18 protein-coding genes are annotated in these 13,486 nt (G+C 64.5%); all 18 read left to right on the top strand.

The features are described 5' to 3' along the window. Positions 1-2 precede the first annotated feature (2 nt). From BN1124_RS14850 to BN1124_RS14770, 18 genes are read left to right on the top strand one after another with little or no spacing between them, the layout of a single operon-like run. Positions 3-1,127, top strand: a complete 1,125-nt coding sequence (locus tag BN1124_RS14850) for a DUF2586 domain-containing protein (RefSeq protein WP_042643178.1) — start codon at positions 3-5, stop codon at positions 1,125-1,127. A gap of 3 nt (positions 1,128-1,130) precedes the next feature. After that, complete coding sequence (locus BN1124_RS14845) at positions 1,131-1,586, top strand: phage protein (RefSeq protein ID WP_042643176.1); 456 nt, start codon at positions 1,131-1,133, stop codon at positions 1,584-1,586. Between the two features lie 9 nt (positions 1,587-1,595). Beyond that, positions 1,596-1,805 (top strand): TraR/DksA family transcriptional regulator, encoded by a 210-nt coding sequence (locus BN1124_RS14840; protein ID WP_042643175.1) that lies wholly within the window; start codon positions 1,596-1,598, stop codon positions 1,803-1,805. 23 nt (positions 1,806-1,828) lie between these two features. After that, the gene (locus tag BN1124_RS14835; RefSeq protein ID WP_042643372.1) at positions 1,829-2,152 is read left to right on the top strand and encodes a phage holin, lambda family; all 324 of its coding nucleotides are present in this window, start codon (positions 1,829-1,831) and stop codon (positions 2,150-2,152) included. Then, positions 2,142-2,603 (top strand): glycoside hydrolase family 24 protein, encoded by a 462-nt coding sequence (locus tag BN1124_RS14830; RefSeq protein WP_042643174.1) that lies wholly within the window; start codon positions 2,142-2,144, stop codon positions 2,601-2,603. Before BN1124_RS14835 ends, BN1124_RS14830 begins: the two co-directional genes overlap by 11 nt. Continuing rightward, positions 2,600-3,034 (top strand): DUF2570 domain-containing protein, encoded by a 435-nt coding sequence (locus tag BN1124_RS14825; protein WP_042643173.1) that lies wholly within the window; start codon positions 2,600-2,602, stop codon positions 3,032-3,034. The genes BN1124_RS14830 and BN1124_RS14825 overlap by 4 nt, the downstream gene beginning before the upstream one ends. Next, positions 2,967-3,161 carry an Rz1-like lysis system protein LysC gene (gene lysC / locus BN1124_RS21845; RefSeq protein ID WP_456236306.1) on the top strand — a complete coding sequence of 65 codons (195 nt, stop codon included), beginning with the start codon at positions 2,967-2,969 and terminating at the stop codon, positions 3,159-3,161. Before BN1124_RS14825 ends, lysC begins: the two co-directional genes overlap by 68 nt. Continuing rightward, entirely contained in the window at positions 3,158-3,421 is a 264-nt protein-coding gene (locus tag BN1124_RS14815; protein WP_042643170.1) for a putative phage tail assembly chaperone, read from the top strand. Before lysC ends, BN1124_RS14815 begins: the two co-directional genes overlap by 4 nt. A 41-nt stretch (positions 3,422-3,462) precedes the next feature. Beyond that, positions 3,463-3,606: a DUF6890 family protein gene (locus BN1124_RS21840; protein ID WP_242377649.1), complete on the top strand. Its 144-nt coding sequence runs from the start codon at positions 3,463-3,465 to the stop codon at positions 3,604-3,606. A gap of 9 nt (positions 3,607-3,615) precedes the next feature. Then, positions 3,616-5,667: a phage tail tape measure protein gene (locus tag BN1124_RS14810; RefSeq protein ID WP_042643168.1), complete on the top strand. Its 2,052-nt coding sequence runs from the start codon at positions 3,616-3,618 to the stop codon at positions 5,665-5,667. Beyond that, on the top strand, positions 5,667-5,990 hold the full coding sequence (locus BN1124_RS14805) for a DUF2590 family protein (protein ID WP_042643166.1): 324 nt from the start codon (positions 5,667-5,669) through the stop codon (positions 5,988-5,990). Before BN1124_RS14810 ends, BN1124_RS14805 begins: the two co-directional genes overlap by 1 nt. Continuing rightward, entirely contained in the window at positions 5,987-7,174 is a 1,188-nt protein-coding gene (locus tag BN1124_RS14800; RefSeq protein WP_042643164.1) for a baseplate J/gp47 family protein, read from the top strand. Before BN1124_RS14805 ends, BN1124_RS14800 begins: the two co-directional genes overlap by 4 nt. Further along, on the top strand, positions 7,167-7,754 hold the full coding sequence (locus tag BN1124_RS14795) for a phage tail protein (protein ID WP_042643162.1): 588 nt from the start codon (positions 7,167-7,169) through the stop codon (positions 7,752-7,754). Before BN1124_RS14800 ends, BN1124_RS14795 begins: the two co-directional genes overlap by 8 nt. Then, positions 7,751-9,580, top strand: a complete 1,830-nt coding sequence (locus tag BN1124_RS14790) for a phage tail-collar fiber domain-containing protein (RefSeq protein ID WP_042643161.1) — start codon at positions 7,751-7,753, stop codon at positions 9,578-9,580. The genes BN1124_RS14795 and BN1124_RS14790 overlap by 4 nt, the downstream gene beginning before the upstream one ends. A 9-nt stretch (positions 9,581-9,589) precedes the next feature. Beyond that, a complete protein-coding gene (locus BN1124_RS14785) occupies positions 9,590-10,012 on the top strand; it encodes a tail fiber assembly protein (RefSeq protein ID WP_042643160.1) in 423 nt (140 codons plus the stop codon). Then, a complete protein-coding gene (locus BN1124_RS14780) occupies positions 10,009-10,890 on the top strand; it encodes a hypothetical protein (RefSeq protein ID WP_042643159.1) in 882 nt (293 codons plus the stop codon). Before BN1124_RS14785 ends, BN1124_RS14780 begins: the two co-directional genes overlap by 4 nt. Further along, positions 10,887-11,435 (top strand): baseplate complex protein, encoded by a 549-nt coding sequence (locus tag BN1124_RS14775; RefSeq protein WP_042643158.1) that lies wholly within the window; start codon positions 10,887-10,889, stop codon positions 11,433-11,435. The genes BN1124_RS14780 and BN1124_RS14775 overlap by 4 nt, the downstream gene beginning before the upstream one ends. After that, positions 11,432-13,045 carry a phage protein gene (locus BN1124_RS14770; RefSeq protein WP_042643157.1) on the top strand — a complete coding sequence of 538 codons (1,614 nt, stop codon included), beginning with the start codon at positions 11,432-11,434 and terminating at the stop codon, positions 13,043-13,045. Before BN1124_RS14775 ends, BN1124_RS14770 begins: the two co-directional genes overlap by 4 nt. Positions 13,046-13,486: the final 441 nt, after the last annotated feature.

Below are 13,486 nucleotides of genomic sequence, written 5' to 3'. Positions count from 1 at the left end.
CCATGTGGCCAGAAGTACAGATCAACAACTTGAACCAGATGCAGGGGCCGGTGACCGAGGTCGAGCGCCACCTGCTGTTCATCGGCAGCGCCGCCAGCAACACCGGCAAGCTGCTCTCCCTCAACACCCAATCCGACTTCGATCAGTTGCTCGGCGCCGGCGACAGCGAGCTCAAGGCCAACCTGCTGGCCGCCCGTGACAACGCCGGCCAGAACTGGACCACAGCCGCCTACGTGCTGCCCACCGATCAGGATTGGCTGGAGGCCGCCCGCGCCGCGCAGCTGACCCAATCCTTCGAAGGGGTCGTGGTGCTGGGGCAGAAGTGGGACCAGGCCAAGATCAACGCCGCCCACGCCTTCAATCAGGAGATGATCGCCAAGTGGGGACGCTGGCAGTTTCTACTGCTGGCGGTGCCGGGCATCGTATCGACCGACGACGACGCCCAAGACTGGAGCGAATACGAAGGCGCCCTGACCGCCCTGCAGGATGGCATCAAAGCCGACTCGGTGGGCCTGGTGCCGATGCTCTGGCCCAACCTCATCGGCGCCTATGCCGGCCGCTTGTGCAACCGAGCGGTGAGCATCGCCGACAGCCCCTGTCGAGTGAAGACCGGTGCCCTGGTGGGGCTTGGCAACACGCCGGTGGACAAGGACGGGATCCCGCTGCCGCTGGCCACCCTGCAGACCCTGGAGAAGAACCGCTACTCGGTGCCGATGTGGTACCCGGACTATGACGGGATCTACTGGGCCGATGGCCGCCAGCTCGATGCCGAGGGTGGCGACTACCAGGTGATCGAAAACCTGCGGGTAGCCTACAAGGTCGCGCGCCGGGTGCGCATCCGCGCCATCGCCCGCATCGGGGATCGCTCGTTCAACTCGACCCCGGGCAGCACCGCGGCCGCCATCACCTATTTCGGCAAAGACCTGCGTGCCATGGCCAAGGCCACCACCATCGGTGGCCAGCCGTTCCCGGGTGACATCGCCTCCCCCCAGGATGGCGACATCCGCATTCAGTGGGTCTCCAAGAACCTGGTCTCGGTCTACGTGGTGGTGCGCACCGTGGACTGCCCCAAGGGGATCACCGTCAACATCATGCTCGATTTGAGCCTCAACAACGGGGAGGGCTAACCCATGACCCGCCGTATTTCCGGTGCCAGTTTTGACACCACCCTGATGGGCGCCATGGTCCACGTCGAAAAGGCCAGCCTCACCATCACCGACAACAGCGCCGTGGCTCAGACCCGGGGTATCCCGGACGGCTACGTGGATGGCGACGTCGCCGCCGAGTGTGAGTTTGAGCTCGATACCAAGAACTTAAAGCTGCTGGCCGATGCCGCCAAACGGGCCGGCAGCTGGCGCGGGATGGAGCCGGACGATGTGCTGTTCTACGCCGACACCGGCAGCGATCAGATGAAGGTGGAGGCCTTCGGCGTGAAGCTCTTGGTCTCCGACCTGCTCGACATCGATCCCAAGGGCGGCAGCAAGAGCGTGCACAAGGTGAAAGGCTTTGTGACCTCCCCTGACTTTGTTCACCTCAATGGCGTGCCGTACCTCTCCAAGGACGACACCCGCCACCTGCTGGGTTAAGGGGAACACTTGGACGATATCGACCGCGCCAACCACCACGCCGCCAGCATCCTGGCGGCCCAGCTGGCCAACCAGGTAGGCAAAGGCCGTTACCAGGGGATGAGCCTGCACCAATGCGAAGAGTGCGACGACGCCATCCCAGAGGCACGCCGCCACCATGTGCCGGGAGTGCGCCTGTGCGTCCCCTGCCAGACCCGCCTCGAACGGTTGGGCCGTTAACCCGAGCAACGGATATGAACCACATGCCTCATAAAGACCCGACCCTTGCCACCGCCTTGCTGGCCTGGCTGATGGACAACTGGCCCGCCATCTATGGGGCCCTGCTGGCGCTGGCCATCGCGTTTTTGCGCATCACCTATGCCGGAGGGCGGGGCCGCCGCCGGCTGATCGAATCCCTGCTGTGCGGCCTCATCACCCTGGCCGCTGCCACCGGTACCCAGTTACTTGGGATCCCCCAGGAGGCCACCCCGTTCCTGGGCGGCGTGGTGGGTCTCATCGGGATCGACATCCTGCGAGACAGGGCAAAGGTGATGTTTGGCAAGAAGGAGGACACCCATGGCGCGTAGTCACTGCCACCCGAACGTGGCCGCCTTCCTGGACATGCTGTCCTTTTCTGAGGGCACCATCGGTCTGGGGGATGACGGTTACAACAAGCTGGTCAATCCGGCGGGCTTCTTCACCGACTACCGCACCCACCCGAACGTCAAGGTGCAGGTGAGAAAGGACCTGGTGAGCACGGCTGCGGGACGTTATCAGCACCTGTCAAAGCACTGGCCTCACTACCGTGACCAGCTTGGTCTGCCGGATTTCGGCCCTGAGTCGCAAGACTCCTGGGCGATCCAGCTTATCCGCGAGCGCCAGGCACTGGCCGATGTGGTCGATGGCCGCATCGCACAGGCCGTGCCTAAGTGCGCCAACATCTGGGCCAGCCTGCCCGGCGCTGGCTACGGCCAGCACGAACACAAGCTGGCCGACCTGCTGGCCAAGTTCACCGAGTTCGGCGGGGTGCTGGCATGAGCACCCTCATCCGGCTGCTGCCGACCATCATCGGGCTGGTGATTGGCACCTTGCTGTTTGCCCAGGGGGAGCGACTCACCCAGCGCACCCGGGAGCTGGCCACCGCCAACGAGACCATTGCCACCCTGCGAGAAGCCAACGACCAGATGGACAGTGCGCTCAAGACGCTGCGGCGAGAAGACGACGCCCTGCGCCAACTGCTCGCCCACCAGAACACCGCCCTGACCGAGCTCGACAACCAGAACAGGAAAACCGCCGATGAACTGCAAGACGCCCTGGCCACGCCGCCTGCGGGCCGCCCGGATTGCGCTCGCGAGCCTCTACCTGGCGGCGCTCTGCGCCTGCTCCAGCCAGCCCACGACCGTGGTGCAAACCAAGGTGGTCAAGCGGCTGCCGCCGCCGGGGCTGGTGCCCCACTGCCCGGAGCCTGATTTCACGGGGAGCACCTACGGCGACGCCGTGCGGTTTATCCCCACCCTGCAGACGGCGCTGCGCCGCTGCCAGACCCAACTCAACACCCTGAATCACTGGATACACCAAGAGGAAATGACCCCATGAACAAGCAAACCATCACCCTGACCATCGCCGGTACCGACATCGCCTTTGCCCCCACCCTGGTGGCCTACAACGGCTACATCAACGATCTGAACCTCAACGACAAGGTGGCGCCGGCGCACAACTACCTGCGCAAGATTGTCAGTGCCGAGCACAAGGAGGCCCTGGCCGAGCTGCTCAAACTGCCGGGCGCCGCCCTGCAGCTGACCGCCAAGGTCAACGACGAGTTCGCCCCGGCGCTGGATATCACCGTAAAAAACTGACCGGGCGCGCCGAGGCCATCGAGCGCAATCAGCTGGAGCAGGTGCTGGCGCTGCGGCGCCACTACCTGCCCCATGAAGAAGATGACCTCGATAGCCTGGCCCGCGCCCTCTGGTTTGATAAGCACTACCGAGAAACACTCGCCCATGCCGTCGCGCAGGGGATAGCCAACGCCTTCAACGGATAAGAGACCCCTATGGCCTGGATGGAAAAACTGATGATGCAGGTGGCCTTGGTGGATCAGGTCACCAAGCCCCTGCAGGGCATCAACACCCAGATCGATCAGGTCAGCAAAGCCGGTCGGCAAGGCTGGGGCAACATGGCCATGGGGGCCACTACCCTGGCCGCCGGCGGGTTGGCGATCCAGGCCGCGCTCGGCCCCGCCATCGAGATGGACAGGGCGCTGGCGGAGGTGGCCTCCCTCGATGTGCAGAAAGATGTACTCGGGGCGCTGGGCCAAGAGGCGCTCAAGCTGTCGGTGCAATACGGCGCATCGGCCACCGAGATTGTGCGCTCGTCCTATGACATCCAGTCCGCGATCGCCGGACTGGAGGGCAACGAGCTGCCCGCCTTTACCCGCGCCTCCACCACCCTGGCCAAGGCCACCAAGGCCGACACCGCCACCATCACCAACTACATGGGCACCATGTACGGCATCTTCGAGCAGCAGGCCAAGCAGATGGGCAAGGCCAACTGGGTAGAGGATGTGGCCGGCAAGACCGCACTCGCGGTGCAGCTGTTCAAGACCACCGGCCAGGGCATGGCCGATGCCTTTGGCGCCATCGGCGCCAGCGCCACCTCGGCCGGCGTGTCGATGGATGAGCAGTTCGCCGTGCTCGGCCAACTGCAAGCCACCATGAGCGGCGGCGAGGCCGGTACCAAGTTCAAGTCGTTCTTAGCCGGGATCGGCAGTGCCCAGAAGGCGCTCGGCCTGCAGTTCACCGATGCGGCGGGCAACATGCTGCCGGTGCTCACCATCCTGGACAAGCTCAAGGTGCGCTACGGGGAAACCATGAGCGTGGCCGAAGGGGACGAGCTCAAGAAGGCTTTCGGCTCGGACGAGGCGGTGGCCATGGTCAAACTGCTGATGACCAATACCAAGGGGCTGGCCACCAATATCAACGCCCTGGCTAATACCCATGGCATGGGCAAGGCCGAGCAGATGGCCGCCGCCATGACCGATCAGTGGGAGCGGGTGACCCAGGCCTGGTTCGCCATCCGGGCAGCCGCCTTTGGCATGGTGCTCCCGGCCATCAACAAGGTGGTGGGCAGCTTTGCCGATGGGGCCGATACCGTGCTGCGCTGGACCCACCTATTCCCGAACCTGACCAAAGTGATCAGTTACGCCACGCTGGCCATTGTGGGCCTTGGCATGGTCACCGGCACCTGGTTGCTGCTGGCTGGCCTGGCCAAGCTGGTGACCCTGGGCTGGGGTATCGTCATGATGGGGCTGCTTGCCCCACTCAAGTTGCTGCGGGGCGCCATGGCGCTGATGCGCACCTCTATGTTGCTGGTCAACCTCGCCATGTATGCCAACCCGGTGCTGCTCATCGTGGGCGGGATCCTCGCCCTGGTCGCCGCCGTGGCGCTGGCCATCGTCTACTGGGACGAGCTCTATGCCGCATTCTCGGTCCTGACCAGCTTTGAGCTGCTGGCCGCCTTCTTTCATGGACTGGCCGAGACCTTTGGCCCCCTCGCCTCGCAGGCGCTGGTACCGATTGCCGACACCCTGGGGATCATCGTCACCTTGCTCGGTCAGGCCTGGGATTGGCTCGGCTCCTTTTTCGGTGCCACCGAGCAGGCCAGCCTCGGGATCGATAGCGTGACCGATGCCGGCCGGCGCATGGGCAGCATCCTCGGTAGTGTGTTCGAGGCCCTGCTCACCCCCTGGCAGTGGATCATCAAGGCAATCCGCTACGCCCTCGATCTGATGGGGATGATCCCGGGCATTAACATCGACACCAGCAAGCTGGTGATGCCGGACTTGAGTCAGCCCTTGAGTGCCCAGCTGCAGGCCCAACCACCGCTCGAGCGCCTGAATGGCCCCCTCGCCCGCTACCGCCAGCAAGACCAGAGCAAGGTGCCAGCCGGCGGCCTGGGTCAGCAGTTGATCCAGGCTAACGCGGCCGCGACCACTGCCAACCAGAAGCCTGCCAAGTCCCTGCACATCGGCGAGGTACATATCACCAACAAGAACCCAATGACCCCGGAGGAGCTGGCCGAGAACGCCTGGCTGGAGACCAAGTAATGAGTGAGCCCAAGTACATCGATCTCCTGGTCGTCAACGGCGCCTGGCAGCTCGATGCCGGCGGCCAGCCCCGCACCACCCAGGACCGGCACAGCATCGGCCAGGACATCAAGCACCGCATCATGGAGTCGGGGCTGGCCCGCAAGCTCATCGGCGAGCGCAGCCCCACCCTGCGCAGCGACGTAATGACCGAGATTGAACTCCTGGTGGAAGACGACGAGCGGCTGGTGCCCGGCACCATCCTCATCAGTGAAGAGGCACCCGACCGAGTGCTGGTCACCGCTCGCACCTATGAATTCGGCGAACTGGAGGTAACCCTGTGAACCTGCGCCCGACCGTGGATTTTATGGCCCTGCTGGCCGAGAGCGGTGTCCCGACCACCGAGGCGGCCATGGAGGCCGAGCTCAAGAAGGAGGTGGTGGCCGCCGGCTCGCTCATCACCAATGACTCGGACGTGAGCCCGTTCTGGCGCCTGGTACGCAGCGTGGTGATCACCCCGGCGCTGTGGCTGACCCGCACCCTCTTGGCCGGCCATGTGCTGCCCAACACCTTTGCGGCCACCGCCACCGATGCCTATCTCGATCTCAAGGCCTGGGATGTGGACTTGACCCGCAAGAGCGCCCAGAGGACCCGGGGCCTGGTCAACTTCGTCAAGGCCAACCCGAGCGAGGCCGTCACCATCCCGGCCGATATCTGGGTCACCACCGAGCGCATCAACGGCACCATCTACCGGCTGAAACCCCTGCAGGCGGTGGTAAGCCCTGCCGGCGAAGCGGTCGCCCGGGTGGTGTGCGAGGCCGAGCACGCCGGCGCGGCCTGGAATCTGGCCCCGGGTTACTACAACCTGCTCAGCGAACCGGTGACCGGCATCCTGTCGGCCCGCAACGATGACAAGGAGTGGATCACCACCCAGGGCGCCGATGCCGAGCACAACGACGCCCTGGGCCTGCGCATCCAGAACCAGTTCTCGGCAGTGGGTCGCTACCACATCGACGCAATTTACCGCTCCATGTTGGCCAGCGTGGCGGGCATTCGTGCCGATCACATCTTCTTCGAGCACGAGGCACCCCGGGGTCCGGGTACCGCCAACGCTTACATCCTGCTGGAAGTGGGCGCGACGCCGGCCAGCCTTATCGCCCAGCTTAACGACTACGTGGGCCGCCAGGGCAACCATGGCCATGGGGATGACCTGTTCGTGATGAGCATCCCCGAGACCCAGCACAACCTCACCCTGGAGCTGTGGCCTCAAGCCAACCTTACCGACGAGCAGAAAGCCGCGCTCAAAACTGGCGCCGAGAACCTGGTCAAGGCGGCGTTTCGCCAATCGGCAGACTTCCCGAGCGTCACCCGCACCTGGCCGCGCTCGCGCTTCTCGCTCTCGCAGTTGGGCCGTGAGCTGCACAGCCAGTTCCCGCAGCTGCAGAGCCTGCACTTTAGCGAGAGTGACATCCTGTCGGGGTTGGCCATCCCGCGCCTGAGCAAGCTGGCAGTGACCCTGCATGACTAAACACGACCTGCAGGCCCCCACCCTGCCCGATGCCAGCGCCCCCTGGTGGGAGGACGGTTACACCATCAGCACGGCCCACGCCGAGCCGGGGTTTCTGGCCAAGGGTATCAACGCTTTCTGGCAACGCCTCAAAGGGTGGCTGCTGCTGCCGCTGGCCCAGCAAGACCCGCTGACCTGCTCGGAGTCCCTGCTCTCCCTGCTCGCCTGGGAGCGGGACATCGCGCGATTCAACGGCGAACCGCTGGCGCTTTTTCGCAAGCGGGTCAAGTTCGCCTTCATCAACGCCCGGGACGCCGGCGAGGTGGCCGGCTTCAAACGCATCTTTGAGCGCCTCGACATTGGCTGGTGTGACATCCACGAACGCCAGGCCGGGGCGCCCTGGGACGTCATCACCATCGAGGTGACCGATGGCGCGATCGCCGGCAACCAGCAACTGATGGAAACCCTTATTCAACACTATGGCCGCACCTGCCGCCGCTATCGCTTCCAGGTGGTTTACCCGGTCACCGGCACCCTGCGCACCGGCCGTATCGAGATGAGCCAGCAGGTGTTCGGCGCATCACTCAAGAGGACAGCATGAGCCAGATCATTACCAACGCTTTCTCCCGCTACTGGCAGGAGTGCCTGACCAACCAGACGCCGGTGGTGCTCGATGAGTTCGTGCTGGCCAACATCCCGAACCTGGACCCGAACAAACCGATCAGCCCGGATCTCGGCTTGCCGCCGGCTAACCAGATTGTGCATCGCCGCCCGGTGGATCAGCGTGGCCGCATCAACAACGACGCGGTGGCCTACACCATCGTGATGGACACCACGGTCGGGGATTTCAGCTTTAACGCCATGTACCTCATCAACAAGGCCACCGGCGTGGTGGGGATGATTGTGCACAAGGGGTTGGAGACCAAGCTCAAGACCAATGACACCACCGGTCAGACCGGCAACAGCCTGGTTAAATCCATGCTGATGGAGTACGACCGGGCACCCGATGCCACCGCCACTCATGTGGACGCCGGCACCTGGCAGATTGACTATGCCGCGCGCCTGCGCGGGATGGACGACGACCTGCGCCTGCAGGCGCTGCAGTTCTTCGGCCCGGCCACCTTCTACGGCAACGCCTTTAACCTGGTCAATGAGGCGGGGATCTACAAGGTGCAGCCCGGGGTGGCCTATGTGGGTGGCCTGCGCGCCCAGCTCGATGAGGTGAAGAAGGTCACCCCGAGCGCCAAACCGGTGGGGCTGTGGCTCGATATCCACCGGGCGGGCTCCCTGCTCGATGCCTGGGTGAACTACTTCACCCTGACCCTCAGCGTGCCGGAGCTCACCGACTACCTGGACGCCAACGGCCATCAGCACCATGTGGCCAAGGTAGCCATCATCAACGCCAATGGCAGCGTCACCGACTTGCGCCGCAAGCGCACCATCGAGCTCTCCGGCGACGTCGCCGGCAAAGGCATCCTGGAGGACGCCCAGGGCGTCAACATCGCGGTCGAGATCAAGGCTGGCAGCCATCGCCATCCCTGGTCGGAGCTCGATGGGGTGCCAGCCTCTGCCAGCCGCTGGCCGAGCTGGGCAGAGGTGACCAGCAAACCGGATCTGGCCGCCCAAGAGCATGCCCACAACTATCTCACCCCGCGTAACCTGGACTGGAACACGCAAACCGATGCCTTCATGACGGGCTCGGCGCAAGCGCCCAAGGGCTCTGGCAGCTCCGAATTTTTAAGCTGGATCAGCTGGGGACATAATGGCGGGAGCAAGTATCGGCACACCTTATTCAGCCCAACCAGTGCAATCCAGCAGCTGTGGTACGGGTTCAAAGCGAATACCAGTGATACGACCTCCCCTTCCACCAATGCCCGCATCTATCACACGTACGACAAGCCCACACCTGCCGAAATCGGCGCGGCGGCAGCGTCCCACTCTCACTCCTGGGGGCAGATAAGCGGGATCCCGGCCTATGCCACTCGCTGGCCCAGTTGGGCAGAGGTCACTGGCAAACCGGCCAGCATGCCCCCGTCTGCCCACAACCACCCGTGGGCCCAGATCACAGGTGCACCGGCTCAAGCCACCCGCTGGCCTGCCTGGGGCGAGGTCACCGGCAAGCCCGCCACCATGCCGCCGACGGCGCACACTCACTCTGCTGCTGCGGGTAATGCTGACATCGTAGCCAGTGGTTTTGGGCAGGTAGGAACCTATGTATTTGCTCGCTGTGATGGAACAAGCAACACCACCATCGGTGGCACCGTCGCGGGGAGTCGTTTACGCCCATGCTCCGTGGATGACGACCCTGATGATGAAACAAACCCCGGACTGGGCGGGACTTGGAAGTGCCTTGGTCGCTCACTTTATGGCGCCCTTGGCGAGGGTGAGTGGAAGGCTGCCAAAACCCTCTGGATCCGCATTGCATAAGGAATAAACATGGATATCACCGCACTGGCCGTTAGGAATGTGATGGCGACAACTGGGCAAACCGACTCCTTGAACATGGAGGTACAGTTCTCCCACTTAGCTGACTTTGTGCCCTTTACCGCCAACAAAGGGGACTCTGCGGAATATGGTCGCGAACTCTATGTGCGGGCCATGTACGGCGAGTTTGGCCCCATCACCGAGATAGCTGCACAGCCTCCCAGTGAGGCGACGCAGCGGGAACGCCTGGCAGCGAAACAGCAACAAGCCACCCTGGCCATGGCCCCGCTGGAAGATGCCGACAAGCTGGGCATCATCAGTGACACCGAGCGCGAACAGCTCACCGCCTGGCAGCAGTACCGGGTCGCGATCTACCGTCTGCCACAATCCGAGGGCTGGCCCGCCGAGGTCAGCTGGCCGGAGGCGCCGCAGTGAGCTGGTCACAAGGGGCCCTGCACTGGCCAGCCAGCACCGCCACCCTGCACACCCGCGCCCAGGGCGTGCTGGGCCAGCTCCCGGCCAGTCAAAGCAGCGCCATGGGTCGCCTGCAGAGGCTGGCGACTCGCGCCCAGTACCGCCGCCACCCGTTAAGCGAGGCCGCCGCCGGATTGGCCAGCCTGCGGACCGAGCTCGACCGGCTGCTGGTGACCGGCCGCTGTCTCACGGTCACCCCCTATCAGCATGGGGTGGGTCAACTGCAGGGCAAGCAGCACCATCTGTCCGCCCCCAATGCGGTGGCCACCCTGGTCGCCAAGCTGCAGGACGGCGCCGACCCCTTACTGCCCTCTGGCCAGCTGCATGCCATCGCCTGGCTGGTGACCGGCAACAGCGCCGATGATCTGGCCCAGCAGTTGGCAGCCCTCTGCACTTTGCTGCCACTGCCTGAGTGGTGCGGGGCCCTGCGCCGCCTGAGTGCCAACAATGACGCCATGAACCAACCCACCGCGGCCAAGGTACCGCGCTGGCGCGCCGATGAGCCGCTGATCTGGGCTCCGCTGCGCCCGGCCCGCATGGCGCTGGGGGCAGAGCTGGCACAACTAGAAAGCCTGGCCCGGGATAGCCAGACCCCGATCGCCAAGCTGCAGGGGTTGGCGACACGCCGCACCGCTCGCCTCGATGCGCTGGCCAAGGCGCTGGCCCAGCTGTCGGCCCTATCCGGCACGCTCTGGCACTGGCAGGGCCAGGGGGATGCGGCCAGCCTCGCCACCCAGCTCGGGCAGAGCGCGCCCCCGGATCACAGCATGAGCATGACGGTCGGCGCCCTGCTGCTTTCCCCTTCCCCGCTCACCTTCTGGCAGGAGTTAACCCCATGAGCCAAGCCATGCTGACCCTCGATGGCGAGCCCATCATCATGAAGTCGATGCGGGTATCCGCCTCGATGCAGTTTCAGGACAAGGACCAGAGCGGCCAGACCAGCTCGACTAGCAGCGCCGAACAGGGTGCCAAGGGCAAGGAGCTCGACATCTCCGGCCTCATCCCGTTCAAGGAGGAGCGCATGTTGAGCCGACTGTTTGAACTGGCTGACGCCAAGGGCAACGGCGGCAAGCGCCACATCTACCGGGTTGGGTCGCTGTTGGCCAAGTCGGTGAAGGTGCGCCAGGCGAAGTTTGCCGGCCGCATCACCGCGAACGAACAGGAGGGGCTGCTGGCTTGGCAGGTGCAGTTCACCTTGAAGGAGTTCAACTCGGTACCGGAGAAGCGCGAGCAGCGCTTGCCGAAGAAGGCCCCGACCGTGGGCCATGGCACCGCCAACACCAGCGCCGCCAAGCCAGGTTCAAAGACTGATGGCAGCGGCGAGCAGGACCTGAGCGGCTTCGAACGCTATGTACTCAAACCGATGGATGACATGCTGGCATGAAGCTCTCTACGTCACTGACCCTCGCGGGCCAATCGCTGCACCTGGTAGACCACGACCTGGTGCTGGATCTCAACGCCGGCGGCCGCGCTGCCCTTACCATCGAGGGGACGGCCAGCAAAGGGCAGACCTTCACCCTGGATACCGGCTACAACGGCGACCTGCGCCGCTGGTTCACCGGCTACGTATACGACGTGCAACCCGCCGCCAATGGTGCCAGCAAGCTGCTGTGCCGCGAGCTGGCCGGGGCCTTGGGCTCTCGTCTGCCGGTCAGCCAGCAGCATGCCACCCTGCGTGGCCTGCTGGCCTGGCTAACCGATCGATGCGGGCTCACCTTCCTGCTGCCCCAGGGCACCGATTACACCGACCGACCTATCCCCAACTTCACCAGCGCTGGCACCGGCTATCAGCTGATCAACAACGCCGGCCGCGCCTTTGAGGTGCCGGACTTTATCTGGTACCAGCAACCTGATGGCGCTATCTACGTGGGCAGCCACGCCCACAGCCGCTGGGCAGGCAAAGAGGTGACGCTCGATCCCGCCTGGTCAGGCCGCCAGGCGGGCGGCACCCTCACCCTGTCGCCGGTGCCAGCCATCCGCCCCGGGGCCATCATCAACGGCAAGCGGGTGATGCGGGTGCGGCTCAAGGGCGACGAGATGACCCTGACCACGGCCACCCCGGGCAAGGCCACCAAGTCGCCAGAGCGGCGCAAGATAGAGGGGGAGTTCCCCGAGTTGGCCGACAGCATGCACCTGCCCAAGTTCGGGCGGGTCGAAGCCATCAGCGACCAGGCCAGCGCTGGCCAGCTCAATGATCCGTTTCGCCCCCGCTATGCGGTGGATGTGCAACTGCTGGGTGAGGATGGCCAGCCGGACAAGGCCGCCCCGCTTTATCGGGCGGTCCCGTTGCCGGTGCTGTTCGGCGGGCAGGAGCAAGGGCTGCTGCAGTTTCCCATCGAGGGGACCATCGTCGAGTTGGGGTTTGCCTTCGGTCGGGCCGACCGGCCCTTTATCCGCACCGTGCTCGGCAGCGGCTGGTCGCTACCGGACATCGCCCCGGGCGAGCAGTTGCAGCAACAACGGGCCGAAGTGTTCAGCCGCACCGATACCGTGGGCAACCTGAGCCGCCACACCGACCGGCGCCTGCACGACCAGGCCCTGCAGATGCACCATCAGAGTGACGACTACCTGGGGGAACATGGCCAGCATCAGCTGCAGGTAGCACAGCACAGCATCGAGGAGGTGGGCGGGTTCAAGCTCATCGAGGTGCTGGGCGCCATTGAGCTGCTGGCCGGCGATGACCTGACCCTGGGGAGTCTCGGCAACATGAGCCAGACCACCGCGGGGGATCTGGTCGAGGTGGTGGGACAACTGCGCCGGGCCGTTGCCGGTGAGTTGCAGCACCTGGAGGCCCCCCGCTCATGGGTGGGAACGGACAGCGTGAACATCTTCCGGCTACTGCTGCAGCTGATGAACGTGGTGGAGCAGTTGGCCGGCGCCACCGCCAGCCATACCCACGGCAGCGGGCCAGCCCCCGGCAACAGCCAGGCCATGGCGGGACAAGGCCAGCAGGCCAAGCAGCTCGCCGGCCAGCTCTCCCCCATCCTCGAGTAACCCACCAAGCGAAGAAGGCCCCACAGAGTGGGGCCTTCTTCTATCTGCCTGACAGCGCCTGAGCATGGCCAGGGAAGGGCGCCGCATGAAGGGGCGCCATCGGGCAGTCCAGCATCATACGTGAAGCCTACAGACGCTCACAGCCTCCCAGCGCCCGGCGGCGACGCCCACGGACGCGTCTGCGCCACGGAATCCGCGCTCATCCGCTCCCGCCTGCGCGCCGCATCAATAAAATTTTTTGCAAAAGTGGATTACCGCAAGACCATAGGCCCAGGCCGCGCCAGATAAAGGATCTGTGGCTTGGTGAGGATCTGAAAGGATCGAAAGAAATTGCAGGGTTTTACAGTTCAGTGGGGCACTGGATAACGAAGATGAAAACGTAACTCGTTGAATGTATTGGGATGGTTGTACTTTCCGTGGGGATTTGGATGATCTCAGGGG

This window comes from Aeromonas eucrenophila, assembly GCF_000819865.1.
GTDB classification, from domain to species: domain Bacteria; phylum Pseudomonadota; class Gammaproteobacteria; order Enterobacterales; family Aeromonadaceae; genus Aeromonas; species Aeromonas eucrenophila.
This window is presented reverse-complemented; position numbering and strand designations above follow the sequence as displayed.